The organism is Pseudomonas sp. YNh, from assembly GCF_037993085.1.
Lineage (GTDB): Bacteria > Pseudomonadota > Gammaproteobacteria > Pseudomonadales > Pseudomonadaceae > Aquipseudomonas > Aquipseudomonas putida.
Genome location: NZ_JBBMRJ010000035.1, coordinates 45,243 through 69,697 on the forward strand (window position 1 = coordinate 45,243; position 24,455 = coordinate 69,697).

General features: G+C 55.5%; 32 protein-coding genes and 2 pseudogenes. 17 read left to right on the plus strand and 17 right to left on the minus strand.

Annotated elements, in window-relative coordinates; genetic code table 11:
* The first annotated feature begins 679 nt into the window (after positions 1–679).
* Positions 680–2,230, plus strand: coding sequence for an SH3 domain-containing protein (locus tag WF331_RS25640; RefSeq protein WP_340623418.1), 1,551 nt, complete (start codon positions 680–682; stop codon positions 2,228–2,230).
* A 3-nt stretch (positions 2,231–2,233) separates the two neighbouring features.
* Here WF331_RS25640 and WF331_RS25645 read toward each other — a convergent pair whose 3' ends face one another.
* Positions 2,234–2,467, minus strand: a complete 234-nt coding sequence (locus WF331_RS25645; protein ID WP_340623419.1) for a hypothetical protein — start codon at positions 2,465–2,467, stop codon at positions 2,234–2,236.
* Between the two features lie 349 nt (positions 2,468–2,816).
* Positions 2,817–3,185 carry a histone-like nucleoid-structuring protein, MvaT/MvaU family gene (locus WF331_RS25650; RefSeq protein ID WP_340623420.1) on the minus strand — a complete coding sequence of 123 codons (369 nt, stop codon included), beginning with the start codon at positions 3,183–3,185 and terminating at the stop codon, positions 2,817–2,819.
* Between the two features lie 292 nt (positions 3,186–3,477).
* Between WF331_RS25650 and WF331_RS25655 the strand changes: the two genes are divergently transcribed.
* Entirely contained in the window at positions 3,478–4,170 is a 693-nt protein-coding gene (locus tag WF331_RS25655; protein ID WP_340623421.1) for a DUF421 domain-containing protein, read from the plus strand.
* Between the two features lie 58 nt (positions 4,171–4,228).
* Here WF331_RS25655 and WF331_RS25660 read toward each other — a convergent pair whose 3' ends face one another.
* Positions 4,229–4,588 (minus strand): hypothetical protein, encoded by a 360-nt coding sequence (locus WF331_RS25660; protein WP_340623422.1) that lies wholly within the window; start codon positions 4,586–4,588, stop codon positions 4,229–4,231.
* A 552-nt stretch (positions 4,589–5,140) separates the two neighbouring features.
* Here WF331_RS25660 and WF331_RS25665 point away from each other — a divergent pair.
* On the plus strand, positions 5,141–5,479 hold the full coding sequence (locus WF331_RS25665; RefSeq protein ID WP_340623423.1) for a stress-induced protein: 339 nt from the start codon (positions 5,141–5,143) through the stop codon (positions 5,477–5,479).
* A 99-nt stretch (positions 5,480–5,578) separates the two neighbouring features.
* Here the strand turns inward: WF331_RS25665 and WF331_RS25670 are convergent, their stop codons facing one another.
* Together WF331_RS25670 and WF331_RS25675 are read right to left on the minus strand one after the other, a co-directional pair.
* A complete protein-coding gene (locus WF331_RS25670; protein WP_340623424.1) occupies positions 5,579–5,851 on the minus strand; it encodes a PepSY domain-containing protein in 273 nt (90 codons plus the stop codon).
* A 57-nt stretch (positions 5,852–5,908) separates the two neighbouring features.
* Positions 5,909–6,343: an NUDIX domain-containing protein gene (locus WF331_RS25675; protein ID WP_340623425.1), complete on the minus strand. Its 435-nt coding sequence runs from the start codon at positions 6,341–6,343 to the stop codon at positions 5,909–5,911.
* A gap of 260 nt (positions 6,344–6,603) precedes the next feature.
* Here WF331_RS25675 and WF331_RS25680 point away from each other — a divergent pair, with 260 nt between their 5' ends.
* Entirely contained in the window at positions 6,604–6,888 is a 285-nt protein-coding gene (locus tag WF331_RS25680; protein WP_340623426.1) for a hypothetical protein, read from the plus strand.
* 304 nt (positions 6,889–7,192) lie between these two features.
* Here WF331_RS25680 and WF331_RS25685 read toward each other — a convergent pair.
* Positions 7,193–7,453, minus strand: a pseudogene (locus WF331_RS25685) (hypothetical protein); the annotation flags it as partial.
* A gap of 257 nt (positions 7,454–7,710) precedes the next feature.
* Here WF331_RS25685 and WF331_RS25690 point away from each other — a divergent pair.
* Positions 7,711–8,094, plus strand: a complete 384-nt coding sequence (locus WF331_RS25690; RefSeq protein WP_340623427.1) for an NUDIX hydrolase — start codon at positions 7,711–7,713, stop codon at positions 8,092–8,094.
* Positions 8,095–8,577: 483 nt separating this feature from the next.
* Here the strand turns inward: WF331_RS25690 and WF331_RS25695 are convergent, their stop codons facing one another.
* On the minus strand, positions 8,578–10,131 hold the full coding sequence (locus WF331_RS25695) for a sensor histidine kinase (protein WP_340623428.1): 1,554 nt from the start codon (positions 10,129–10,131) through the stop codon (positions 8,578–8,580).
* Between the two features lie 183 nt (positions 10,132–10,314).
* Here WF331_RS25695 and WF331_RS25700 point away from each other — a divergent pair, with 183 nt between their 5' ends.
* Positions 10,315–10,695 (plus strand): response regulator, encoded by a 381-nt coding sequence (locus WF331_RS25700; RefSeq protein WP_340623429.1) that lies wholly within the window; start codon positions 10,315–10,317, stop codon positions 10,693–10,695.
* A gap of 15 nt (positions 10,696–10,710) precedes the next feature.
* On the opposite strand, the gene WF331_RS25705 is transcribed toward WF331_RS25700, so the two are convergent.
* Positions 10,711–12,045 carry a cation:proton antiporter gene (locus WF331_RS25705; RefSeq protein WP_340623430.1) on the minus strand — a complete coding sequence of 445 codons (1,335 nt, stop codon included), beginning with the start codon at positions 12,043–12,045 and terminating at the stop codon, positions 10,711–10,713.
* 164 nt (positions 12,046–12,209) lie between these two features.
* Here WF331_RS25705 and WF331_RS25710 point away from each other — a divergent pair, with 164 nt between their 5' ends.
* The gene (locus WF331_RS25710; protein ID WP_340623431.1) at positions 12,210–12,626 is read left to right on the plus strand and encodes a low affinity iron permease family protein; all 417 of its coding nucleotides are present in this window, start codon (positions 12,210–12,212) and stop codon (positions 12,624–12,626) included.
* Here the strand turns inward: WF331_RS25710 and WF331_RS25715 are convergent.
* The 5 genes from WF331_RS25715 to WF331_RS25735 form a co-directional block, all read right to left on the minus strand.
* On the minus strand, positions 12,623–13,060 hold the full coding sequence (locus WF331_RS25715) for a response regulator (RefSeq protein WP_340623432.1): 438 nt from the start codon (positions 13,058–13,060) through the stop codon (positions 12,623–12,625). The two genes, WF331_RS25710 and WF331_RS25715, sit on opposite strands and share 4 nt — an antisense overlap.
* 83 nt (positions 13,061–13,143) lie before the next feature.
* Entirely contained in the window at positions 13,144–13,578 is a 435-nt protein-coding gene (locus tag WF331_RS25720; protein ID WP_028697821.1) for a DNA methylase, read from the minus strand.
* Positions 13,575–13,799 (minus strand): DUF2188 domain-containing protein, encoded by a 225-nt coding sequence (locus WF331_RS25725; protein WP_028697822.1) that lies wholly within the window; start codon positions 13,797–13,799, stop codon positions 13,575–13,577. Before WF331_RS25725 ends, WF331_RS25720 begins: the two co-directional genes overlap by 4 nt.
* A gap of 17 nt (positions 13,800–13,816) precedes the next feature.
* On the minus strand, positions 13,817–13,975 hold the full coding sequence (locus WF331_RS25730) for a hypothetical protein (protein WP_162838439.1): 159 nt from the start codon (positions 13,973–13,975) through the stop codon (positions 13,817–13,819).
* A 36-nt stretch (positions 13,976–14,011) separates the two neighbouring features.
* On the minus strand, positions 14,012–14,305 hold the full coding sequence (locus WF331_RS25735) for a DUF6555 family protein (protein WP_028697823.1): 294 nt from the start codon (positions 14,303–14,305) through the stop codon (positions 14,012–14,014).
* A gap of 198 nt (positions 14,306–14,503) precedes the next feature.
* Here WF331_RS25735 and WF331_RS25740 point away from each other — a divergent pair.
* The 6 genes and pseudogenes from WF331_RS25740 to WF331_RS25765 all read left to right on the plus strand — a co-directional run.
* Positions 14,504–14,770 (plus strand): annotated as a pseudogene (locus WF331_RS25740) (SDR family oxidoreductase); the annotation flags it as partial.
* 289 nt (positions 14,771–15,059) lie between these two features.
* Positions 15,060–15,599 (plus strand): type 1 glutamine amidotransferase domain-containing protein, encoded by a 540-nt coding sequence (locus WF331_RS25745; protein ID WP_028697825.1) that lies wholly within the window; start codon positions 15,060–15,062, stop codon positions 15,597–15,599.
* A gap of 252 nt (positions 15,600–15,851) precedes the next feature.
* Complete coding sequence (locus tag WF331_RS25750) at positions 15,852–16,709, plus strand: SDR family oxidoreductase (protein ID WP_028697826.1); 858 nt, start codon at positions 15,852–15,854, stop codon at positions 16,707–16,709.
* A 367-nt stretch (positions 16,710–17,076) separates the two neighbouring features.
* Positions 17,077–17,580 carry a CinA family protein gene (locus tag WF331_RS25755; RefSeq protein ID WP_028697827.1) on the plus strand — a complete coding sequence of 168 codons (504 nt, stop codon included), beginning with the start codon at positions 17,077–17,079 and terminating at the stop codon, positions 17,578–17,580.
* A 65-nt stretch (positions 17,581–17,645) separates the two neighbouring features.
* The gene (locus WF331_RS25760; protein WP_080693988.1) at positions 17,646–18,098 is read left to right on the plus strand and encodes a hypothetical protein; all 453 of its coding nucleotides are present in this window, start codon (positions 17,646–17,648) and stop codon (positions 18,096–18,098) included.
* A gap of 9 nt (positions 18,099–18,107) precedes the next feature.
* The gene (locus WF331_RS25765) at positions 18,108–18,551 is read left to right on the plus strand and encodes a DUF421 domain-containing protein (RefSeq protein ID WP_023662641.1); all 444 of its coding nucleotides are present in this window, start codon (positions 18,108–18,110) and stop codon (positions 18,549–18,551) included.
* A 35-nt stretch (positions 18,552–18,586) separates the two neighbouring features.
* On the opposite strand, the gene WF331_RS25770 is transcribed toward WF331_RS25765, so the two are convergent.
* Positions 18,587–18,820, minus strand: coding sequence for a hypothetical protein (locus WF331_RS25770; protein WP_131812211.1), 234 nt, complete (start codon positions 18,818–18,820; stop codon positions 18,587–18,589).
* A 248-nt stretch (positions 18,821–19,068) separates the two neighbouring features.
* Between WF331_RS25770 and WF331_RS25775 the strand changes: the two genes are divergently transcribed.
* The 3 genes from WF331_RS25775 (at position 19,069) to WF331_RS25785 (ending at position 21,706) form a co-directional block, all read left to right on the plus strand.
* On the plus strand, positions 19,069–20,823 hold the full coding sequence (locus WF331_RS25775; RefSeq protein ID WP_028698528.1) for a glycoside hydrolase family 15 protein: 1,755 nt from the start codon (positions 19,069–19,071) through the stop codon (positions 20,821–20,823).
* A gap of 91 nt (positions 20,824–20,914) precedes the next feature.
* Entirely contained in the window at positions 20,915–21,379 is a 465-nt protein-coding gene (locus WF331_RS25780; RefSeq protein WP_028697831.1) for a hemerythrin domain-containing protein, read from the plus strand.
* A 78-nt stretch (positions 21,380–21,457) separates the two neighbouring features.
* Positions 21,458–21,706 (plus strand): hypothetical protein, encoded by a 249-nt coding sequence (locus WF331_RS25785; RefSeq protein WP_028698527.1) that lies wholly within the window; start codon positions 21,458–21,460, stop codon positions 21,704–21,706.
* Between the two features lie 91 nt (positions 21,707–21,797).
* On the opposite strand, the gene WF331_RS25790 is transcribed toward WF331_RS25785, so the two are convergent.
* The 3 genes from WF331_RS25790 to WF331_RS25800 all read right to left on the minus strand — a co-directional run bounded on the left by WF331_RS25790 (position 21,798) and on the right by WF331_RS25800 (position 23,961).
* Positions 21,798–22,937, minus strand: a complete 1,140-nt coding sequence (locus WF331_RS25790; RefSeq protein ID WP_028697833.1) for a glutathione-independent formaldehyde dehydrogenase — start codon at positions 22,935–22,937, stop codon at positions 21,798–21,800.
* Positions 22,938–23,083: 146 nt separating this feature from the next.
* On the minus strand, positions 23,084–23,302 hold the full coding sequence (locus WF331_RS25795) for an ATP-binding protein (RefSeq protein WP_340623433.1): 219 nt from the start codon (positions 23,300–23,302) through the stop codon (positions 23,084–23,086).
* Positions 23,303–23,673: 371 nt separating this feature from the next.
* Positions 23,674–23,961: a hypothetical protein gene (locus WF331_RS25800; protein WP_340623434.1), complete on the minus strand. Its 288-nt coding sequence runs from the start codon at positions 23,959–23,961 to the stop codon at positions 23,674–23,676.
* A 192-nt stretch (positions 23,962–24,153) separates the two neighbouring features.
* Between WF331_RS25800 and WF331_RS25805 the strand changes: the two genes are divergently transcribed.
* The gene (locus tag WF331_RS25805) at positions 24,154–24,426 is read left to right on the plus strand and encodes a hypothetical protein (protein WP_340623435.1); all 273 of its coding nucleotides are present in this window, start codon (positions 24,154–24,156) and stop codon (positions 24,424–24,426) included.
* The last annotated feature ends 29 nt before the right edge of the window (positions 24,427–24,455 follow it).

The window sequence follows — 24,455 nt, forward strand, 5'->3', positions numbered from 1 at the left end:
GATTCCGCGAGCGCCCGAAATAGGCACGTAAGTTATCAAGGATCGCTTCAACACTGCGGCCCTTCGATATTCGAATACGTAGTCGCCACTGTACAAAAGCACAGCCATCAGATACTGACACTGTACAAAAATACAGCTCGAAATAGTTGGTCGGCCAGATAGTAACACCGCGTAAACGACTATCGCAAAGAATGTTTAACGGTATGTAAAGCGCATACTCTGACAGAGTATAAAAACGGTATGCTAAGAGCATCCTCTTAATGTGATTTGTTTGACGTCAATTTCCCAATCCCAATGAGGATTGTTGTGTGAAGCCTCAACTTTGAAGCCAAGCCGAAATTTGATTGAGTTCCTTTGCCTCAATGCAAGTCCCTGTCCCATGCAGAAGATGCGCGCGCCCCGCTCATCAACCCGATGCCGCCCCTTCCACCACCTCGCGTCTCCGACCCCCAGAGCCGCACGTTCAACGAAAAGCGTCCACAAGTAGCCGGACTCTTCGAGCCGGAGAAACGACGGGTAGGTGCCATCTCATGATTGGTGCAGAGTGTCCGAGAAGGCGGCTTGGGCTAGAGAATGCCGCTGTTACTTTGTCTTGCGGCCAGCCAGCGATGGAGGAAAATGGCTTAGAATCGCCTCCATCCAGGCCCCATCTCAGAGGCCGGAGAAGGATGGTGATCGAGTGGAAGACAAGAGCCAGGCTCCGAGCAGCAGTGCAGGCAAACCGAAAAAGAGCTCCGAAGGCTCAGGGAACGAACTCGATCAAGCCATCCTTGGATCCGGCATTGCTCCACACGAAGCAGTCGATATTCAGGGGGCGGGGCCAATCGCTGCAAAGCCCAAGCCCGAACCCTTCGTCCTTGATCTGGGTAACGCGACTGGCGAAGCTGAGCCAGCACCGCAGAGCCCAAAAGAAGCCGCCCGGACGTTATCGAAAGCTCGGGACATGTTGGATTCTCCGTCCCTGAAGCAAGCGAGAGCCACACTCGATGCAATAAAAAACCCGCCCTGGGAAAAGACGATTTCTGCTCTGAACCTGATGAAAGACTCATCTTGGAAGCAGGCACTGGCGTCAGTTCAGTCGATGAACACTTCGTCTCTGCAGCAGGCCAGGGCAGTGGTTGAATCGATAAACAACTCGCCGCTGAGGCAGACATTGGCGGCAGCTGAGTCGATGAACAGCGCCTCCCTCCAGCAAGCAAGAGCTGCGGTTGAATCGTTCAACAGTTCGTCTTTGAGGCCGAACTTGGCAGCAGTTGAGTCGATGAACAGCTCGTCCTTGCAGCAGGCGGTGGCAGCGGTCAAGTCGATGAACATTCCGTCCATAAAGCTGGCAATGGCGACAATCGATTCGATCAATACCTCGTCCTTGAGACAGGCCGTAGCAGCTATCGAGTCGATAAAGAACCCGCCTTGGAAGCAGGCAATGGCTGCCGTCAACGCAATGGACAACGCCTCATGGAGAGCGACTGCAGCTGCACTCAATTCCCTCAATAATTCCAGCTTGCGATCAGCCAGAGCAGCACTGGATTCGCTGAATCTCGCTTCATGGAAAAGTGCTTTTGCCGGGCTGGATTCGTTAACAAACCGTTCGGCCCTGCGTATGGCTGCAGCAGCTGTCACCTCGTGGGGAGAGCTGAATTCACCGTTGCTGAGCTATCTCGCCTCTGACGAAGCACCTGACCTTGCTCTGCTGCTGCGTGAAGCTGCATTCGATGACCCGCTGGATTTGATTGAAAGCAGTGAGTTTGAAGAGTTCGAAGCCACTGCAGTGGACGGTCAGTTAGTCGAACGGTTAGACCGTGGGGATGCAGTTGAGCAGTTGCCCGCAGCCTCCAGAGCCCGTCTAATTGCGTGCCTCGTGTTCCTGATAGGTATGGCCAGTGCGATCGTGGATGTCATAGGTGTTTGGCAGGCTTACGACTTCGTACAAGAGAAATTGTTCGGCGCGGAAAGCTCAACAGAAATCACCGGAACTCTAGCCACCATTCCCGTGGACAAACTCAGTTTGCTCGAAGGGCACAGGGTGCTCACTGGCGACAAGGTAAACTTGAGAACCGAGCCATCAGAACAATCTGAAATTAAGGCTTTGCCCCAGAAGGGCGCCCTACTTCAGGTTCTGGAGGATGGCGAAGTCTGGATTCGAGTGTCTGTAGATGTCGCTGGTGAGACCTTGGAAGGTTGGATAGCCCGCAGATATACCATTCAGATCCGACTGCCAGCCAAAGAGTAGAGCTCAATCGCCCTTGGGCGTTGCCGGTGACGAGATCTTGGGCCAAGGCTCATCACAGCTCCATGTATCTTCCAACATGGATCTGAACACGCCGTCCAGCGTAGAGTACTTACCTGCGGCTTGAAGTTCTTGAACGAGCTTCCTGAGATCATCAGCTTCTTGGGCTGTGAGTATCAAGTCAAGGTAGCGCAGGCCTTCTGTAGCCTTAGTGAGCTGTGCTTTTTGGTCTTCCTGCATGGGGAAAGCCTCTCGAGTGCCAAGGCGATTATTCATTTTTCCGTTGGGTTCACTTTCTCCCGTCCTCCTGTTCAACAGCCAAAGGCGGCCGACACTGCTCGGGAGGACATCTGCCTAACTCCCCCTTTCGAGGCCGGCATCCAGTCAGCACGTCCCTACGCTTGCAGCGCATGAAGTCATTGATCGTCTGAAGCCTCAGCTATCTGCCCTACCGAAAGGAGACTCCCCATCCTGCATAGCCAGCGAGGTTACGCATGAGGTGCCGTAATTAGGCTTGGTTCAGCAGATAAGACCTCATTCCCAGCCATAAAAAAGCCCCCACCCGGAGGCTCCTTCATCTCTTTCCGACTTACTTTGAAACCCAGCTCTCAACTTCGTCAGAGCCGTATTCTGCTTTCCACTCCTTCAATTTCCTGTGATTGCCACCTTTGGTCTCAATCACTTCGCCGGAGTGTGGGTTCTTGTACAGCTTAACCTGGCGCGCACGACGCGGTGCCTTCTCAGCTGCTACAGGGGCAGCCGCACGACGGCTGGCTTGAGGATCCAGGATGTTGATGACGTCTCTCAGGCTGTAGCCGTACTCGGCCAGCAGATCACGCAGCTTGGTTTCAAATTGGATCTCCGCTTGCAGCTCGGAGGAGCCTTTCATAGCTTCCAGTTCGGCCAATTGTGCGGCCAATGTTTGCTCGAGCTTACGGAATTCTGCAAGACGTGACATAGATAACTCCCCAAATACCGGATGAATTAGTGGGTCACTGTAAACCATTTTCAGCTCGCCCTACTTAAATTTTGAGCATGCATCTCCATTCTTGTTCAATTTATATGCAGTGGCGTTCAAGTACCCTCGCCTGCATCAGCAATGCGAATAGCTGAGCCTGCCGGCACCATGAAAGAGCCGCTTCGCTCCCAGTGGACATGAATACATCTCTCAATGACACCAGCGCTTGAACCAAGACCGAAAATTGCCGGTCGATCTGTAACGGGAGATTGCAACAGGTGGGATACAGGTAATGGTTTCATTTGATCTGCAAAGGATGCTCATTGGCGAGTTCCCACTAACCTTTCTCTTAGAGGTAGCGCTCCGCGTTTCAGCGGCTTTTCTAGCCGTGTTCTTCTTTCTGAAATTCAGTGGTCGCCGTGGAATCAGGCAGCTTTCCCGATTCGAGCTCGTGGTGATCCTCACCCTGGGCTCAGCTGCAGGCGATGTGACTTTCTATGAAGATGTACCCCTCCTCCCGGTTGCACTGGTTTTCATCACGCTTTTGCTGCTCTATCGCGGAACCGTCTACATGATGAGGCGCAGCAGAACATGTGAGGCCTGGATCGATGGATTGCCCATCACGGTCGTAAAGGATGGCATGTACGAGATCCATTCGCTGCGCAATTTGAACATCTCGTCCAACGAGCTCTTCATGGAACTGCGCCAACAAGGCGTGGAGCATCTCGGCCAGGTTCGACTCGGCCTATTGGAAACCGATGGCGATATCAGTCTGTATTTCTATGGGCCTGATGACACCCGGCCTGGGCTATCGGTGCTGCCAGTTGAACATCGTCCAGAGTACCTGGCACCGCCGAACGCTGGCCTACATTGTTGCGTCAGCTGCGGCTTCCCAACCTTCCATGAACCTGAAGATTCAGTCGTGTGTGAACGCTGCGGACATAACGTCTGGTCACCTGCACTGGATACCTTACGCAACCGCTAGACCACATTTTCGCCATTGCTATCCCACAGGACTCCATCCCGCAGAGCCGTCTTCTAGCCTACCAGTGGTGATCCGCTTGGACGGAGTGGGCGTACATCAATGCTTCGTCTGCGAGCTCCAGCATATCGGCCAAGGTTCCTGAGTCTACGGCATGGGCATCACGTAGCGCATATGCGTGATGCAGAAGCTCCCTGTGGTGTTTCTTAGGTGCGAGGAGCAGGGCCTCGGTGTCGTTGAGCAGCTGCTGCCACTCTTGGATCGACATTACGGGCAGATTGGTGCCTGTCATGGCGGCATTCTCTATAACTGTATAGACATACAGTATTCCGAAAATGCCTGCCTGCATAGGTAGTGCGGACGAAACGCGCCTGCGATGAGAGTCACAGTTGGCCGAAATTGAGCAGGGCTTGCCGAGCATCCCTCAAAGCCTGGTTTCGGCTTACACAGCCTGGGCTCACGCAAGCGGTTTGCGATAGACCTCGCCCGATACTATTCATGTCCTTTTCACATGCGGTGTGGGAACGTTAGCTATCCCTACGTGTGATAGAAGCTCCTTTGCCCGCCCCCAGCGGGCTTTCTTTTGGGTACTGTTCCACGATCAATTGGGAAGTTGTCGGCCCTACCTTCTCAGACTGCGAAAATCCAATCACATTGGCGTTTCACGCCTGATTAGCAGCGGAAGCTTGATCGCCACCTTTACGTGCCCCTCTGGGGACGGCTGTCGTGAACCGCACCCTGCCGTTGGCAGGTTACGGCCCGGTCGGGCTTCCATCCTCACGCCTCTGGCCATCCTGGCCGGCGCGCTCCGCTTGCGGGGCGTATCGCAATGACCTTTATCGTGCAAGACGTTACCCTTTACGACCTTTCGCGCCCCCGGTCAGCCAGTACGAAAGTATTGGGAGCGGGATGCTGTTGCTCGGTATCTCAAGGTAACACAGGCTCCCTGTGTGAAACTTCGAGGTAAGTGATCATGGCAAACGATCCAGACAAGACCGGTCAACAAGGCGGCACCGATCAGAACGATCCTGATGGCTTCGAGAATGATCCACACTTGCCATCTGAGCCCGGTCAAAGGGGCGGACAGACGTGGGGAGGCGAATCCGACCCTCAACGAGAAGTCCCTCAAGGTGGTCAAGACTTAGGCGGTGGATACCAAAGCGATCACCAGGGCGCAGCTGGTGCAGCTCATCAGGGTGGCATGGGAGGTCATACCACGGGGCCCAAATCGGACAATGGGCAAAGCAAAATTGATGAAGCTTCGCAAGCGGTACAGGACGAAGACAGCGGCATGACTGAGGACAATCGATAACTTTCGATAACTTTGTTCAGAGTCTCAGAGAATGGACTGCTAGCCGAAAAAAGCCCGCGCTTCACGCGCGGGCCGCTCAGAGAGCAATACCCGCCCTGATCAGTTATCCAGTTCGTCTTTGACGATTTTGCCGTCGTGCGGATTTACCTGGAATTCGTACCGTTTGCCGTCAGCCTTGATGCCCTCGCCTTCCCAGTGACCGTCGTCGGCCTCGATCTTGGTGATCTGGGTGTAGCCTGCCCCTTTCAGGGCTGCCTCGGCCTGATCCTTGTTCACCTTCCAGTCAGCACCGGGCGTATCAGCCCAAGCGGAAGAAGCTCCCATCGCACCAACCAATGCCAAGCCTGTGAACAGTCGAGTCATCGCTTTCATCGCTAACTTCCTTTTTCATGGCAGTTAACGATCCGACTCGAACGCCAATCTCGTCGTTCAGTTTGTGTTGAAAGCCGACACTGATGCAGGACGCCCATCCTGGTGAACGAGCTCCTGCAGGTCTCGTGAAAGCAAAGCAGCGGCTGTGGGCTTCAGCATGGTTGAACTCAAGTCCTCCCAGCAAATCCACTTACAGGCGACAATGCCTCTGCCAAGCGCGGCACTGCAACTGTCAGGTAGATCAGTCGTAAAAATGTGGTGAAGAACATTGCCTACCTCGACGGTGCCCACAGCTTTTAAGCCTGTGCAATGAAGCGCTAAGGCCTTCCAAAGCTCACGGGCAGCGGCAACGATTGGCGCTTCACCGGTCGCGAGCTCGCCGCTTGGAAACTTCCATTTAGCACCCTTCCTGCGGACAAGCAGAACCTTGTCATTTCGTGAGCAGATGATCGTGCCCTTAGCTCTGACCGGGCGATGCTTGGTGACGCTCATGAGGGATCGCACCTGGAGAATGGGCGACATCCTAAACGCGAAAGTGATCATCCATGATCTGATGATCCATCGCTGAATACGGAGTTCCGAACTGGCAGCTTTCCTGGCGAAGAAGCATGGAGTCTCCGAATTCCCAGCGGCCATATGAGCATGCTTGAGTCAGAGAAGGCATGCATTTGAATGTCCTGAAATGATTGAAAACGCCGCTCTAGACGAAACGGACTAAGCTCGCTTGAAGGAGAGGTGATCAGGAGGCAAGGATGCGACATCGAGGAGCAGTATTTTGGGCATGGGCAGATCCAGCTCTGCAGCACCACTCCCACGAGGAAGAGCTAGAAGATGGAGCCAAGCTCGATATTCAGGTTCGGCTCTCCCGCACTGGGGATACGCAGTTGTTCATCGGGATCTATGAGCGCTCAGGCTTGGCGAGGATTGAGGAAGCCTATGCAAAGCGCCCTGGTGAATCGGTGACTCGAGCCATGGCGTGGGGTGCTGGCCGGGGTCGTGCGCTATCCACCTTGGAACCAAAGCAGCACATGGTGTAGGAGGACAAGACAATGGTTGATCAGCTGGCCCAGTTGGACGCTGAGATCGCGTTCCTAGATCAGGTAGCTGCCGAACTGGAGCGCCAGGTTGGGCCCAGCTCTGTCACTCGCACTCTGGTCATCGCATGGTTGACGGAGTGGGTGAAAAAGTCGGGCGGATTGAAACCCAACTTGTCTCACCTGCCCCAATCTCTCAAAGCGGATTATGCCGCCTGGACTCATCAAGCGCCGGATCGCTGAGAGGAAATTGCTGTTCACGGCTACCAGCAGATTGTTTACGCAAGCAGTGCGAAGGCTGGTTTCGTTCGGTAGCGAGGCACCTCGCACGGCCAACCCCCCAGGCCAAGGCACGCGTCATAGACTCTCCTGGACGCGTGTCGAAAGCTTCTTCATGCAGTGCCATACCGCTGCCGGCATACACGCCTATGAACATTTGCGTGCTGCCCGTTCGCGACAACCGCACCTGGATATCCAACGTCGTGCCGTCGTCCAGCGTTTCATCGTGAGTTCGGTGGTGAAGCGTCGGGTCTGACCATTTCCAAAAAATGTCACCGCGTATGCGCATGCCGCCCTCCTACGACTTTAGTATTAGACATGTGTCATTCCAACATAGCGCAAGGCGACGCTCGTGCAACCGGCTATTCAGTGGCTCATTACATGTTCAGACCAATGGAATTGTTTCAGCGCCTTACCGACTTGATCCGCATACATTTACCCTGCAAGCATTCACGTTCTCTCCCCCTTGCGTGGATAGAGACCTCTCGGCACCCAAAGTGAACTTCACCTGATCATGAGAGCCTTCCGTCAAAGGGAGGACAAGTGATGAACCCATCGAGAGAGCTTCACTCCACCGTCATCTGCCTGCAGGCCGGCAAGGTATTGCTTGTGCGAAAGGAGGCCCCAGAGTGGTCTCTCCCTGGCGGAAAAATTGATCCAGGTGAAACTCAACTTGAAGCGGCACGTCGTGAGCTACAGGAAGAAACCAGGCTGGAACTCACTGACCCTCAGTTCCTGGGGCATCACGTTCTGGAGACTGAAGAGCATTGGCTGTATCGGATGGCCGTAGCGGCCTCTGTGATGCCCCACCCTTCGCACGAGATTGTCGAATGTCGCTGGTTCGCGATTCAGGAGATCTCCCGCATTTTAGTAAAACCTACGAATATAGAACTGCTAAGAAGGGAAGGATTTACAGTCGTCAACGGGTGACATCCCGAGTCAGTATCATTGCCATGGCCATGGCCAAGGTTCTGGCTGGTTTACCTAAAGAACGACTCGCCTATCTGCAATCAGCTTCTATGGAGGTTGAGCATTAATTGGCGAGCTAAGCACTTTACAGAGCCTGTAAGCCCGGACGAGACGAGACAGTCTCAGGAAGATAGCAAAATAGGCAACAAGGGTTTGCCTCTCGCTCGCAGCCGCCCACCGATTAACACCAGCATCAATGAAGCAGCCGTTAGGGCAAGGCTCATTCCGAGCATTTGACCAAAGCGGTCATGTGATCCCAAAATCACAGCAACCACCATGGCTAGCGCTCCGAAAAGTCCAGCGCAGCCCATAGCGGTCATAAACCATCCCCAGTTTCGCATCGCCCCCTCCTCAATGTTGATGGCTCGCGATCAATTCGACTTGATACAAGACCATACGCTTTAGGCAAAGTGCCATCGACGCGTAGAGGTAACCCTTATACGTCTAGAGCTTGAAGCGAACATGGATACAGCTTTTACTATCTTGGCGATCAACTACCACTGCCGCGCTGCCGTAACCGGAATAGCTTTTGACCAGACGCATACCAAGACCTGTACCCGTGGGCTTAGGGTAATCTTCTGGGAAGCCTTCCCCCTCATCCCTGACGGTAAGCTGGGCATGGTCGCCGGCATGCTTGACGATAACGTCGATGGTGCCTTTGCCGTACTTGAGGGCGTTGGTGACCAACTCGGACATCACTAACCCCAAAGGCGCCATTCTTTCTGGTGGCAGGACGAAGTCGTCAGCCTCCAACAGAATTTGTCGGTCGGCCAAGGCCTTGCCCAGATCACCCAACAGAGCATTCAGGTAATCGCTAGCACATACCTCTTGGTCTTCGGCGGCCAGGTATAGTCTCTCGTGAACACTGGCAATGGTCACCACTCGCCCTGCGGCAGTTTCGAGCTGCAACTTAACAGCCGCATCTGGCGTGAGATTGGCTTGAAGTAACAGCAGGGTGTTTACAAGGTGAAGGCTATTTTTGACGCGATGATGGATTTCTTCGAGATAAAGGTCGCTTCGATTTTGCCTGCTGTTCTGCGCCTCAATGAGAGAGAGCAGCTGAGCTTCGTACTGGTGCCGTTCAGTGATATCCCGTGATACCGCTATGATTCGTTCGACCTGACCATCCGTGCCCATGATTGGCGCCACAGTCACGTCCCACCATTTGGGTTCATCGGGAGCGATTGGGCAGTACGATTCGAACCTCATGGTTTCGCCAGCGCTGACTTTAGCTACCGCCTCCCAAACAAGTGATCGCGACTCCTCAGGCCACAAGTCATACCATCGCTGACCTTTAACAGTGGTCAGTTGGGTATCCAGGAATGTCAGCCCGGCTTCATTCATGAACTCGATCTCGCCGCTCGGGGCCAAAATATCCACCCAGTCAGGGCTTGCGTTCAGAATGGTCTCGGAATAAGGGTCGGGAACTGGAACATCCACGCCTGCAGATATTCTTTCGACAGCCATGGAAATGACGTTCGAGATGCCTTCCAGAAATACCAGATCGCTCTCTACAAAATCGTCCCCGTTGCTGCTGTCGGCTTCCAGTACACCAAACGGGCTGAGCACACCCCGGATCGGGACATTGATGGCCCGCTCGATTCCATATTTTTTCAGCAGTTCCGGCGTTCGAAAGCGATTTTCCATACCCAAATGATTCGAGAGTACGGGCCTGTAGGTGGCCAATGCATAGCCTGCGGGACTAGCCACATCGCCGCCCACGGTTGCCCGCCCGATGTCAGAAGCATCCCAGCCAACGCCGTGGGTCAGAACAAACCCTTCCCCTTCCCCGTCCTCTGCTGGCTGGAGCACCTTGGAAAAACGAGTGCTCATCCCTTCAGCGACTACTTCACATGCACGGGTCAGCAACAGATCCAAGTCCGCAGCCTTCAGGGACATTACGCCAAACTCGACCACGAGCTCATGTTGGCGGTGCAAGCGCGCATGAGTCTTCTTCAATGCCGCTCGGATGGTTTCGTCCACTGGTAGCTGCTGCATAGTCTTCCCTTCCGCAATAACGGGAAACGCCCAGAATCCTTTCAGAGCGTACAGTCGTTTCGCTTACCGCTTTCCTACCATAGCCGCTAATTCATGACGGCGCCTAGGGCACCACTCATCGCCCAGGAGCAACGGCGTAGAGGCCCAGAGCCCTAATGCATATGACCCGCGAGCAAACCCTACATGCCGAAAACCATCCTCATTGTGGAAGACGACGACCTCCTGAGAGACCTAACTGCCGAGAGCCTCTCGTCACTCTACGCCGTTGCTATGACGTGCTGCGCAAATGCTGACGAGGCGTTGCATTACCTTTGCAATAAGGAAGTCCCTAGCTTGGTGATGACCGATATCCATACGCCTGGAAGCATGGACGGTTTAGGCCTTGCACACGAGATTTGGCGTCGATGGCCTACCCTGCCAGTGATTCTGACTTCGGGCGACGCAGTAATCGACACCGGTTTGCTGCCTGCTCGGACAGCATTTCTCCCCAAACCTTGGGAGATTTCTGATCTCGCCTCGCTGATCAACAAATTAGTAACGCTCCCGCCGCAAGTAGAAGCTTGATCCAAAGAAGGCTGCCTACCCCTTCCATGCTTCGTATTTGGCTAGCAGCGGTTGAACGCTCAATCCATGTAGCAGAATGCTCAACGCCACCACCGACAAAACCAAGCTAATGCTCTGTGCGGCCAAGGTGGGAAGCAGCCCATGATTGAGGGCATAGAACAGGTAGTAGAAGCTGCCGATACCTCGGATGCCAAACCAACCCAAAAGCCCGCGCTGACGGATATCCAGCATTCCCCGAGCCGGGAAAAGCAGAATGCTGACGGGGCGAATGACAAAGAACAAGGCGCCGGCTACCAGCACTGCCCGCCAGTCCCAATGCTCCATGAGCACTACCCCGAGCATGGTCACGAGAAACACTTCCATTGCCCGTTCGATCAGGCTACCGAAAGCCAGCATGTCACCCAACATGATCCCCGCTGCTACCTGCGAGTCATCGAGCCCTTCCACATCACCTTTGACAGCCTGCTCCGGCGCGACATGCTGGTGTCCTACCACAGGCTTTACCAGATGTTCTGCAGCTGGATCCTCGGGGCTATTTGAGGTCTGAACCTCCGCCTGGCGCAAACCGAGGCCCGCAGCGAAAACCGCGAGAAACCCATAGGCTTGAATAGTCTCCGCGCTCACATAAGCCAGCGCGATAAGGGCAAGGGCGAGATAGTCGTTGGGCGACACGGTGCTGTCATCGTTGCGCAAACGCAAGAAAAGCGTGAACTTGCCCAAGCCACGCCCCATCCAGTAGCCCAGCAGCAGACCTGCAGTGACTGCCCACAGCATGTCCTTGAGGAACCAGTCTGAGAACCAGGCTTGGCCAGAATCCTGTTGCAGGAATAAGCCGAGGATGACGAAGGGAAAAGCCACTCCATCGTTGAGCCCTGCCTCACCGGACAGGCTGAAACGGACAGGATCATCGTCTTGGGCATCAATCACCTGTACCAGGGTTGCCAGCACTGGGTCTGTGGGTGCGAGGATAGCTCCAATCAGAACCGATACTCCCCACCCCAGGCTGAGGCCGTAATGCAGCACCAGCGCTACCCCACCGATGCAGAGCAACATCACCGGCCCCGCCAGATAGAAAGCGCTCAACCAGCTGCGGTTGTGCAAGGGCAAGCGCAACTTCAGGCCACTGAAGAACAGCGAAAACAACACCGCGACTTCGGTGAGGTGCTCCATCCAGCCACTCGACTTGCTCAAGTCGAGCTGTAAGAAGCCCAGGCCCGATGTTCCCAGAGCCATACCTAACCCAAGGCACACAACGGACGTTGTAACGGGGATCCAGCGCAGGTATGAGGATGAAAGCGAGAGCAGGAGAAGCACTGCACCCAGCATGGCGAACCAGACGATGAAGGTCATCTGCGCAGAAGCCTTAGGAGAATTTTCGATTACTTTTTGACTTTCTGGCTTAACGCGTCGTTCCGCTACGCTTACTACGTTGGCCCATCATCACGGCGAAATGTAAAAAAAGATTTCAGCGCTCCTCTGCTGTCAAACCGATAGGTCGCATTGGAGTTATCGTCATGAAATTCGCCCAGTTCTGCCAATCGCTCGCTAACCACGCCGGTAAACCGAGTACCTTCTTGATCGCCGTGGTACTAATTGCCACATGGGCTGCATCCGGGCCCTGGTTTCACTACAACGACACCTGGCAACTCATCGTTAATACGTCGACCACCATCATCACATTCCTGATGGTTTTTCTGATCCAGAACACCCAGAACCGGGACAACGACATCATCCACGTCAAGCTCGACGAGCTTATCCGTGCTACGAAATCAGCAGAGCAGTCGGTGCTCGATCTTGAAGCGCTCGACAATCGAGAGATCCATAAACTTCGCAAGGAGTATCAGGCGATGGGCAGCCACTGCGAGACACCCCACCAAATGGCTAGTGATCAGCGGGCGGACGATGCAGCTCGAGACAACCTGCAGCGCTAAAGAGCGTTATGGTCGGACGATGCGGGCAGAGCTGGAGGAAAACTTGCAGAGCTAAGCGCCTGGTTAATAGCTTCAGCGAGCTCGTCAATTGACCATGGTTTGAACAGGTAAGTGACAGGTGGGGTGACCTGCGATGGATCAAGCTGATAGCCCGAGGTGAGAATGGCGGGTAATCTTGGCCACCTTTCGTGGGCCATGGAGATGAACTCCATGCCTTTGATGCTTCCAGGAACACCGTGATCGGCGACGATCAACGAGCAGTCGCTCCCAAGTCCCATCAAGTGAATCAAAGCGTCTTCGGCGTTATCGAAGGCATCGCAGGCGGCGCCCAACTCGATTAGGATCTCCACCAGCAGGGTCTGAAGCGTTGGATCATCTTCCACGACAACTACTGTCTTCCCTGATAGCGACAAACTCTCGATGTCAAGCTTCATCACCCTCTCCAGTCCATAATTGATTCTTTGAGTGTTCCACTCATCTGGACGCGCGTCGATGGAGGCCAATCGCCGTCATCCGCTCAATGGCCTTCCGACACTGACAAATAGCCAAGCGCCTCTCGCATGAAAATCTCCACCGTCTTAGGGCCTATACCCTCGAAGCTTAGCAGCCAGCGCTTGAAGTTCTCACAACCTGGATCGTCCCGCAGCGCCTCAAGTTGAACACCCAATTCCGCGTCTACCTTCTTACCAAGGGCATGCAATCGTCGGGCAGTGGATTCATCGTATCGCGCATACCCAGCCTGCCCGAGCAGCCTCACAAGGGTCGCATGTGTGGCCTGCGCAAGCTTTTGCGGCGTATCAAGCCCCTGCTGATCGACAAGTATCCGGTACGCCCTCAAGGCGACAGTAGATCGTATGCGCTTGCCCATGAGAAAGCTGGCCATCAACCACCTGAACACACCCCCGACATCCGTGACTTCGATGCCGAGGTCACAGGCATTTACGGTCTTCAACCTTTACTACGGCGCGGGTCAGCAGATCGTGGGTAGGTGCGCTCCTCTTCGATAGTGCCATCCGCCTTATGGATCTTCACCGATGCCGTCTTGCCATCAAAGAAATCTGCGAGGGCGCTGACCAATTCATGCTTAGTCGCCGCTCGCTTGGAGGCGCGTTCAGCACCGGCTTTCTTCAATTCCCATCCATTTGCTGTAGGGCTGAGGTGGTAATTGTCCATCGTGTGCTCCTCCTGGCTCATATGGGTTGGCCGTCATCCTCAATGTCTTCCTCTGCCTCGGCTGCTTCAGTGGCATCAGCGTCATTCAAAGGAGGCGACGTGGGCTTTTCCGGATCGTTAATGAAAGGTAAGTCGCTTGGGCCTTTCTCTTCAGAGCCTTCGGTTTTAGGCTGCATAGCAACATCTCCAAAAAAGTGGCCGGCCTCAGGGGTTCAGGCACCTTCTCCAGCACCTGAAAATTTGCCGACATCGATAGGTTGGGGAATGAATTCAGGGCCATTGCCGGCAAGTCGCCACTTCACGTTCGCGATGCCATAGCCCTCTGCCATTGGACGACTGACCAGCTTGATGTTCTGCTGACTGAATCGCGGGATGATGCCAACACCGGCATCGCAACTAGCCCAGTGCCAGGCCACGGGATCGTCCATTTTTTCCAAGCGAATAATGAACGCCCGGCTCTCGCCATGGAGTGTGTAATCGATAACAAATAATTGCTGCCCAGGCACGTGAGTATCTCCCTTTGACCCAAATTTACAGAGGGGGATGTACGCGTAAAAATTCAATTGAAAAGTCAGACGGCAGACCCTGCGCTCAACCACCGGCCACCCACCAACAGATTGGACTGAAGTCCATTGGTCATCCCTTAGGAACACGTACTGCCTCGGCAACCTCCATGGCTATACCAGCATACGGAGGTCGTGGTCATGATTGATCCAACAACAGGCATGAAGGCGGGTGAGCGTTACTCCGTGGAGAACGTCGAACGCGCTCACCAGTTTCCAGGCTTCTTCCTCGATGGAAAATACTACCTCGGCCCCGAGTTACTCACAGCCGTTGGCTGGCTGGAGGGCAAGCGCTTCATTTACGACAACCTCGATGCTGCAGGCGAACCGGTTTTTCCAGGTCGCGCAGCGGGAGACATTGAAAACCTGACACTGACCCTGGTGGACGGCACAGCGTTGAAGCTGAACCAATTTGACGTCAGCGCCACGGCTGAGGAGGTTGAGCCCGTCGCTCAGTCCAGTCCGGACACACCATTGAACCGCAGTTCCGACGCACTGGAGTCCTCCGAGAATCTGTCCACGCCAACAGGTAGGCCGGGAAGCATGGACGGCATCGGCCTAACCCCTAAAGACAAGATACCGCTGTTGCTAAGTGCGGCAGTCATCGGTCTGCTCGCGGGACTTCTCATCGCTCATGCCCAACGTCGACGCCGTTGAGGCCTCCCCTGTCAGCTTTATCGAAAATGGAGATTCAAAGATGAGTACACAACTGAGTGGCAAGCGCGTTGCCTTCCTGGTGACTGATGGTTTTGAACAAGTCGAGTTAACAGGGCCTCGTGAGGCCTTGGAGAAAGCTGGTGCGGTGATCGACATCCTCGCTGATAAGGAAGGCACTGTGCGTGGTTGGAATCACGACAAGCCCGCCGACGAGTTTGCCGTGGATGCAACCTTCGAAGGTGCCCAACTCGATCTCTATGATGCCCTCGTGCTGCCCGGCGGCGTTCAGAACTCCGACACGATTCGCTTGATCCCCGGTGCGCAGAACCTGGTGAAGAGCCACGACGCGGCTGGCAAGCCGCTGGCCGTCATCTGCCACGGAGGCTGGCTCCTGGTGTCCAGTGGCTTGGCCAAAGGCAAGCGGATGACAAGCTACAAGACATTGCAGGACGACATTCGCAATGCGGGCGGCAATTGGGTGGATGAGCAGGTTGTAGTGGACGGCAACCTGATCACCAGCCGCCAGCCAGACGATATTCCGGCTTTCAACGAACAGTTGATCAAAGCGCTGGCAGGCTGAGTCCAGCTTTCTGCTTCGCGCCCTCCGGTGATGCCTCAGGCACCTGGAGGGCGCGGGTCACGCCAGCTGGATGTAGTGGAGCCTCACACAGAAAGCGCGACACGGGTCAGCGGTAGAGCCGACCAATTCCCGATAATTCAATGGAGATAGAAGGAGTGACCGCCCGTCGTTCAAACCCTGAATTCATCTCAACGTCGGCCCTTAGCTCCGTTCGAACGATAACAAGCGTTCTCAACTGCAGGAGCTTCCACCATGCGAGACTTCCCTACCCCGCCCTTCCCTTCACAGCCTCAAAATGTCCCCGGCTCACAGCGCAAGATGGAGCCCTACCCGGATTGTGGTGAGCAATCGTATACCGGCCACAATCGACTCGAAGGCAAGATTGCACTCATCACCGGAGCAGACAGCGGCATCGGGCGGGCAGTAGCGATTGCCTATGCCCGTGAAGGAGCCGACGTCGCCATCGCTTATCTGAATGAGCATGAAGACGCCCAAGAAACCGCGCGCTGGGTTGAGTCCGCAGGCCGTCAATGCCTGCTGTTGCCCGGAGACCTGGCGCAGAAACAGCACTGCTACGACATCGTCGAAAAGACCGTTAGCCAGTTCGGGCGCATCGACATCCTGGTCAACAACGCGGCGTTCCAGATGTCCCACGAGACCTTGGAAGAAATCGACGATGACGAATGGGTGAAGACCTTCGATACCAACATCACCGCGATCTTCAGGATTTGCCAGGCGGCTCTACCTTCCATGCCCAAGGGAAGCTCGATCATCAATACGAGCTCGGTCAATTCCGACGATCCATCCCCCAGCCTGCTGGCCTATGCCACGACCAAGGGAGCCATTGCCAACTTCACTGCTGGCTTGGCTCAGTTGCTAGCCAAGAAAGGCATCAGGGTCAACAGCGTCGCGCCAGGCCCTATTTGGACGCCTTTGATTCCGGCAACCATGCCGGACGAGGCCGTCAAGAACTTCGGTTCCAGCTACCCGATGGGGCGCCCGGGGCAGCCGGTCGAAGTCGCGCCGATCTACGTGCTGCTGGGCTCCGACGAGGCCAGCTACATCAGTGGCTCACGTTACGCAGTGACTGGCGGTAAACCGATCCTTTAGCGAAAAGAGGCTCGCCGAGTTGGCGAGCCTCAAACCCTTTTCGTGGGCAGTTTCAGCGTTTTTGCTGATCGTGATCACGGGCCGTTTTTTGCGCCGTGGAGTCGTGGGCTGTCCCCGTTGATCCGTCCGGACGATGAGCATCGTTGTCTCGCTCCTCTTCCCCATGCGGCCTCGTCTGCGCACCTGCATTTTGCCTATCGCTCTCATTCTTCATCTTGCTCTCCTACCCTTGTCTTTGAATAAAAGAAGCCAATGTACGAGGCAAAGTTCAGGTCAGGTTCACTCCCCGAGATAGCCGGGCATTAGATGCGATGAACCAAATACCCCAGCATCGCGTCCACCGCAAAACAAGCGAGTCGATTCTGAAATGGAAAACGACCCTGTACTGGCCGCTCTCGGCTATCTCAAAAACAACAAACTGATTTTGAGCACAGCAGAATCGTGCACTGCGGGCTGCCTTGTGGCTTTGTTGGCGGCGGTACCGGGTACCGGCGAGGTGCTGGAAAGCGGCTATGTCGTCTACTCGCCCAGCGCCAAGAAGCGCTTGCTGGGCGTCAGCGCCGAAACCATCGAACGATATGGCCTGACCAGCGAAGCAGTAGCCTGGGAAATGGCCTTGGGCGCCTTGAGAGACAGCGATGCGAACGTGGTGATCGCCACCACCGGGGTAGCCGGGCCGGCACCCGAATCCGGGATACCACCGGGGACGATGTGCTTTGCGTGGGCTTTCGCCGGCGAGCCAATTGCCGTTTTCACGCGCACTCAGCGTTTCTTCGGCGAGCGGTCTGAAGTGATGCGCCAAGGCGCCGTTTTCGGGTTGACCCGGCTTTCCCACTATCACCAGCGCTGGTTACGCGGCGAGCGCGCCTGAGGGCTGTGATCATGTCGGAAGATGAACTGCTATCCAGGCGTCACCCTGTTCATGAAGATATACCGATGCAGCAGCGCGTCTGGCGCTTCGAGCGCGTGGGCTGGTACGTGCTCGTGGCCATCGTATTGCTTGCCTTGGCAGGCCTGTTCGGTAATGGCCCGTTGAGCGATGCCGAGGTGGTGAGCCAGGATGGCCGGGTACGGGTTGAGTACCAGCGCCTCAGCCGAAGCGGCACGACAGACAGTCTATTCATCACCGTTCAGGGTATCCCTGGTCAGCCGGTGGAAGTGCAAATCGAGGGATCATTGCTCCGTGACGCCAGTATCGAGACGTTGCAACCGGAGCCACAACAGTCGATGTCGCATGGCCAGGCCCTGCTATTCCAATTGGGTACTAAAGAAGATGGGGTCGCCACCTTGTACTTGACCCTTCGAAGTGAGCACGTAGGCACTCTGGAGGGCAGCGTCAGGGCTGGCCCTGAAAGCGCCGTTCACTTCTCCACATTTCTTTACCCCTAGGAGTGCGTCATGGATTCGATCCTCCGCGCAGCCGGAATGTATGTCGCCCTCATGCTGCTGTTTCGCGTGGCCGGGCGGCGCTCGCTGGCCGATTTGACGACCTTCGACTTCGTGTTGTTGCTGATCATCGGGGAAGCCACCCAGCAGGCGCTTCTGGGTGACGATTTTTCATTCACCAATGCCATGCTGGTGATCGCCACGCTGATCGTACTGGACGTCGGCCTTTCACTAGCAAAGCTGAACTCCAAGCCCTTGGCCCGACTTCTGGACGGGCACGCTACCCTGGTTGTTGAGAATGGGCGCTTTCTGCATCACCGCATGCGTCGGGCACGACTCACGGAGGACGATATCCTCGAGTCAGCACGAGACAGCCAAGGCATCGAAAAAATTGAGCAAGTGAAGTTCGCTATCGTCGAACGCAATGGAAAGATTTCAATCATTCCTGCCGAGTAAGACAACAGGCTGTCAGTGGTAGAACCCATGTCCGTTTAGAGTGCCAATATCGCCTGGCTATGGTCGATGGTAGGGATGGGCATCAGTTCGCGCCGAGATACCAGCCAGGCCCGCATCCGCTCGGTATCAAAAATCTGACCCTCTTCCATCATCACCAGAATGAGCGTTTGGGACATTCGGTAACAGCCGCATTGAGAACAGTGTCGCTCTTCCCAGCCACCGGTGCATTCAACGGACTCAGCTTGCCCCGCGCAAATCAGACAACTCATGTAAGCCCCCTTTTGTTCTTGTTCCCTGCAGGGTAAATGCGAGGCAACGAAGCTCCCTTGTGTCTCGCTTTACATGAGATATCCATGCCAATTCTAAATTCCCTCTATTTACGCAGCGCTCACATAAGACGAACCAGACGCCAGATAGCCCTGTCGGAATGAGAACACGTGATCTCAAAGGCATGCTGATGGAAAGAGAACCGGTAGAAGCTCAACAGGGTGCACCTCAACGAGATGAGGGTGGATGGTTGCCCTTGGAGCAGTATGGTGCGCTCGGCGATGGGCGTTCCGTGGCACTGATTGGCCTGGACGGTTCCATCGACTGGTGGTGTGTGCCGCACATGGATTCACCACCCCTATTCGACAAGCTGCTGGCCCCTGAAACAGGAGGCTTCTTTTCCATTACCCCTAGCGAGCCGTTCGTTGCTGAGCGCCGCTACTTAGCAGACAGCAACGTCCTTGAGACAATTTTCATCACCACTCAGGGTCGTGCCCGGCTGACGGAATCCTTGAACAGCGGGCCAGCCGGACGCCTGCCTTGGGCCGAACTCGCCAGGCGCATTGAGTGTGTCGAGGGTGCGGTCGATTTCGAGTTAGCCATCGACTTCGGAACCCAAGCCGACACGGTAAGCCCCTACGTGGCGCCGAATGACAATGCCTGCGTTTTTCATGCGGGGCGAATACTCGGCATGTTCCTGCACGACCATCATGTGCACATCGAACGCAAAGACGACATGGGCGTCCGTGCTGTCCTTAGCCTTGCAGCTGGACAACGCTCAGTGGTTGCAATTATCGCAGGGCGTGATGAGCCCCTGGTGGCACCGCCGTTGGCCCTGATCGATGAACGCATCGACGGCTCGCACCGGGAGTGGTGCCAATGGTCGAAGGGACTGGTCTACGACGGCCCGTACCAGACTCAGGTCATCCGAAATGCGCTGGCCCTCAAGCTTCTGCTGTCCTCTCCAAGTGGCTCGATCATGGCGGCAGCGACTTCGTCCCTTCCCGAACGGATTGGCGGCTGCAAGAACTACGACTACCGGTTCGCCTGGATACGCGATGCCGGCTACACCATCGAGGCGTTTCTGGGCATCGGCGCACAGCCAGAGGCTAAGGCTGCATTCACCTGGCTACTGCGCCGGTTGGATGAACATGGGCCACGGGTGTTCTATACCCTGGACGGTGCAATCGGTGATTGCGTGCGCCCGGTCGATCTGCCTGGCTACAAGAACTCCCCTCCAGTCGTCGGCAATGATGCCCGCGACCAGCTCCAACACGGTGTGTTCGGCGATATCTTCGAAACAGCGCGCTGCTTCATCGACAGCGGCAACATTCTTGATTCCCCGAGCGCCATGCTCCTCTCAGGCCTTGCCGACCAGTGCGCCGACTGTTGGCGTCAGCAGGATGCCGGTATCTGGGAGTTGCCGGAAAAACAGCACTACACGATGTCCAAGGTCAGTTGCTGGCAAGCCTTGAGCCGGGCCATCGAACTGGCAGATGGCGGCCACCTTCCCACCACCTGCCGTGAACGCTGGGATCGCGAGCGACAGCGCATCCAACAATGGATCGAGGCGCACTGCTGGAGCGAAGAACGCCAGGCTTACCTGTTCTATCCAGACAGCGACCGACTGGACGCTTCACTGGCACTGGCCGTCAGGTTCGGCTACCCAAGCAAGGAACGTATGCGCAGCACGCTGGAAGCAATTGATCATGATCTAGGGGCCGGCGCTTTCCATTATCGCTGCACCGATGCACAGGAAGAGGAAGGTTGCTTCTTAGCCTGCACATTCTGGTTAATCGAAGCCTGGGCCATTCTGGGTAACCAGGAACGCGCCGAAGCCGCCTATGCAGACGCTTTGAAAGGGCTATCACATGGAGTAGGCATCTACTCGGAGATGGTCGATCCGCAGACGGGGCAGTATCTGGGCAACCTTCCGCAGGGCTTGACTCACCTGGCAGCCCTCAGAGCTGCGATGGCCATCAGTGGTTGCCATCCTGAACGGTGACGCCAGACATCATCTCCATTGAACCGTGTCGTTTGGCGGGGACTCAACCAGAGGCAAGTTCTTACATCCCATCCGTGATGAGGTAACGCCAATGAACGCTATCGACTTGCTGATTCAAGACCACAAGCTGGTGAAGAAGCTACTCGAAGAATTGTCGACCACCACCGAGCGAGCGGTGAAGAAACGGGCCGAGTTACTCCACAGGATCGAGCAGGAACTGCAGATTCACACCGCGCTCGAAGAAGAAATTCTTTATCCGGCCATCAAGGAAGCGGGAGGCAAGGAAGAAGCGAAGATGTACTACGAGGCCAAGGAGGAGCACCGGACTGTCGATTCGCTCGTCCTACCCGACCTGCTGCATACCGAAACTGGCACCGTCGAATTCGCCGGGCGGGTCAAGGTCATGAAAGAGCTGTTGGAGCATCACATCGCGGAAGAAGAAGGCGAGCTGTTCCCCACGGCGAAGAAGCTGCTCAGCAAGGACACCCTCGAGGAGCTGGGGCGAACGATGGAAATGCAGAAAAAGATGCTCAAGGGCGAGCAGCGAGCGGCTTAGTCGAGCGATCACCTGCCAGCGCTCAGGACGCTGGCAGGTGATCAGCTTCAGATACCCCATCATCAGTTGGAAGGTTTCATGGAATATTGGATTGGATTACTTGAATGGCCCGCCATGGTGATGACCGTACTGGCAGCCTGGTGCATTGGTTCGCGTCGTCCGGGTAGAAGGAAGATAGGATTTTGCTGCTTCATCGCAAGCAACGTGCTGTGGGCTGTGTGGGGCTGGCAAGCACATGCCTGGGCTCTGATCATCCTGCAGTTCTGTCTCTGCGCCATGAATCTGCGAGGGTGGCGCAAGAACACGCAACTGGAAATTGCCGGGTGATAACGCACTGACAAGCCGGTAAAGGTTGCTTCTAAAATATACAGGTTGCACTCCTCACCACGCTTCCGTCCCTGGAAGCAGTGAGAGCAGATCAGGCCGCAGGCTTGAGCACCACTTTCGTCCAGCCATCATCCCGCGCATCAAAGTGCTTGTAGGCATCTGGGCCTTCGGCCAGTTTCAAACGATGGGAAATGATCTGCGAGGGCTTGGCGCGCCCATGATGGATGAGCTCTGCCAGGCGGCGATTATAGGCCTTCACATTCGCCTGGCCTGTCCGGATCTGTTGGCCCTTGAACCAGAACGCACCGAAGTCGAAGGCCATCTTGCCCTGCTTCGCCAGTTCGTTTTTCGCTCCAGGATCCTCTGGCACGAACACTCCAACCACGCCTATGCCACCAGTGGCCTTGGTTGAAGCGACCAAGTTGTTCATGGTGAGGTAGTTCGCTTCATGGCCATGCTTGTCGCAGCACTGGTAACCGACGCACTCACAGCCTCTGTCGGTGCCTTTGCCGTGAGTAAGGTTCATGATCTCTTCCACGGCCTTCTGCTCGACTGCATTGATAGGGGTTGCGCCAAGCTGCGCGGCGAGTTGCAGGCGATCCGGTTGGTTGTCGATGACAAACACCTGGGACGCGCCTTTGATGATTGCCGAATGGGCCGCCATCAGGCCGACAGGCCCTGCGCCGTAAATCGCAATGCTTTCACCCGGCAGCAAACCGGCAAGCTCTGTTGCATGCCAGCCTGTAGGGAAGATATCCGAGAGCATGACATAGTCATCCTCACGCTCCTGGGCATCTTCCGGCAGCACCAGGCAGTTGAAATCCGCATAGGGCACACGCAGCAGCTCGGCCTGCCCGCCCTGATACGGGCCCATCTCGGCAAAACCGTAAGCCGCGCCCGCAGCACCAGGATTCGCTGTAAGGCAGAATCCAGTGAGGCCTTTCTCACAGTTCTCACAGAACCCGCAGCCGATATTGAAAGGTAGACAGACTCGGTCACCGACTTTGACCCGGTCGACCCCTGCCCCTACCTCGATTACCTCACCGAGATTTTCGTGACCAAAAACTCTCCCGGCTTCGAACGAGGTTCGGCCCTCGTACATGTGCAAATCAGAACCGCAGATGTTGGTCGTGGTAATGCGTACCAGCACGTCCATAGGCTTTTCGATTTTCGCGTCCGGTACATCCTTGACCGAGACGTCACGTGGGCCGTTGTACACGATTGCTTTCATGCTGAACTCCCGATCGTCAGGGGCTACAGAAATGCGCCCTACTCTGTTCAGGTGAATGCAGCGTCAGTACGTTCAGCATGTTGATGGTAGAGGCAGACCGGTGGCGCTAAATGCTGTCGCTCCCACCGGAGCAGGGATCGCGTGGACTATGAGGTTGGAAGCGAGAATCGGAACACACTGCCAGACTGCACACTGGATTCGACATCGATGGCACCACCATGTCGGGCAACAATTTCACCGACGATGAACAGGCCAAGGCCCAATCCCCCTGACGCTGCATGGTGCTCCGAAGTCAAACGCGAATAGAGGGTCTGGCCACGCCAGTCATCCCCAACGATAAACCGCGCTAGGTACGAGGGTCGCATTTTCGCGAAGCGGCTTAGCAAGCAGAGTGCGCAGGCGTGAGGATGGAAGCCCGTAGGGCCGAGACCAGGTTTTCTTGGGTTTGGTTCACGAGAGCCGTGCCGCAGGCCACGCTCTATGTCTTCCGATTACAGAGTGCTCAAGCTAAGACTCCATTGACTGCATTTTTAGAGGAGCTCCGCATCCCCTTGAGATGTGAGGCTCACCGCGCATTTTCCGTAAAACCACTGCTGGAGCAGTGCAGTACGCAGCCGTGTGCAAGCCAAAAGGCGGAGCGCAAGCATGACAACGGGTTCAGAATTACGGAAAATTATTCTAGGGCAATAATTATTGGTATTCCGTAATTTGCCCTAAAACGAGATCGAGCAAACGGTCATGTATCTTCGCAACCACCATCTGAGATAGGTGTTCTGATCCGAACGTAGGTGTCATCACCTAAAATCGCGTCGCCTTCCTGATCAAACATCACAGCGAGCCACCGCGCCCTCTTCATCTCAGCTATTTGGGAGAAAAAGCAGCGTTCGCAGAAGTGAAGCTCGTACTCTTGGCCGCAATGCGCTGAGCCTTTGCCCCATGACGCATGCATTGTTCCGTACTGGGGCTCACCTTCGCCATCCCATGTAGGCACACCGCAAACATCGCAAACCACGTCGATGGCCATGTCATGTTCACCTGCTCTCGTGGCCTTCATACCACACCTCCGCAAACTGCCAGCATGTGCCTAACTAGACGTCACTCAATGCTTAGCTTCCAGCGCCTAGATGCGAGGAGCCAGCCCCTGGCGGAGCAGTAACAGGCGATTGAGTGTACGCATGATAAAATCGCTCCAGATTTAATCTGTGGAGCTTCCCGCTTGAGCACGCAACCTGCTACCGGCTACTACGATTCACTGTTTCACGCTCCTACTTTCTCCAGCGACCCAATCGGCAAACGCCAAGCAGAGCGTTGGAAACGCCTGGTGGATGACATCCACGAATCCACAACAGAGCAAGACCTGCGCGAGGCCCGAGGGAAGGTGGAGGGTTACATCATCGGCCTAATGGAATGTGGTCATCTACCACCAGATGGCGAACGCGACTACGTGATTCTTAGGGATTCTCCGATCAAGTCAGCACAGGCCATCTGACCTGTGCTGAAATAGCCCTCCGTCCAACT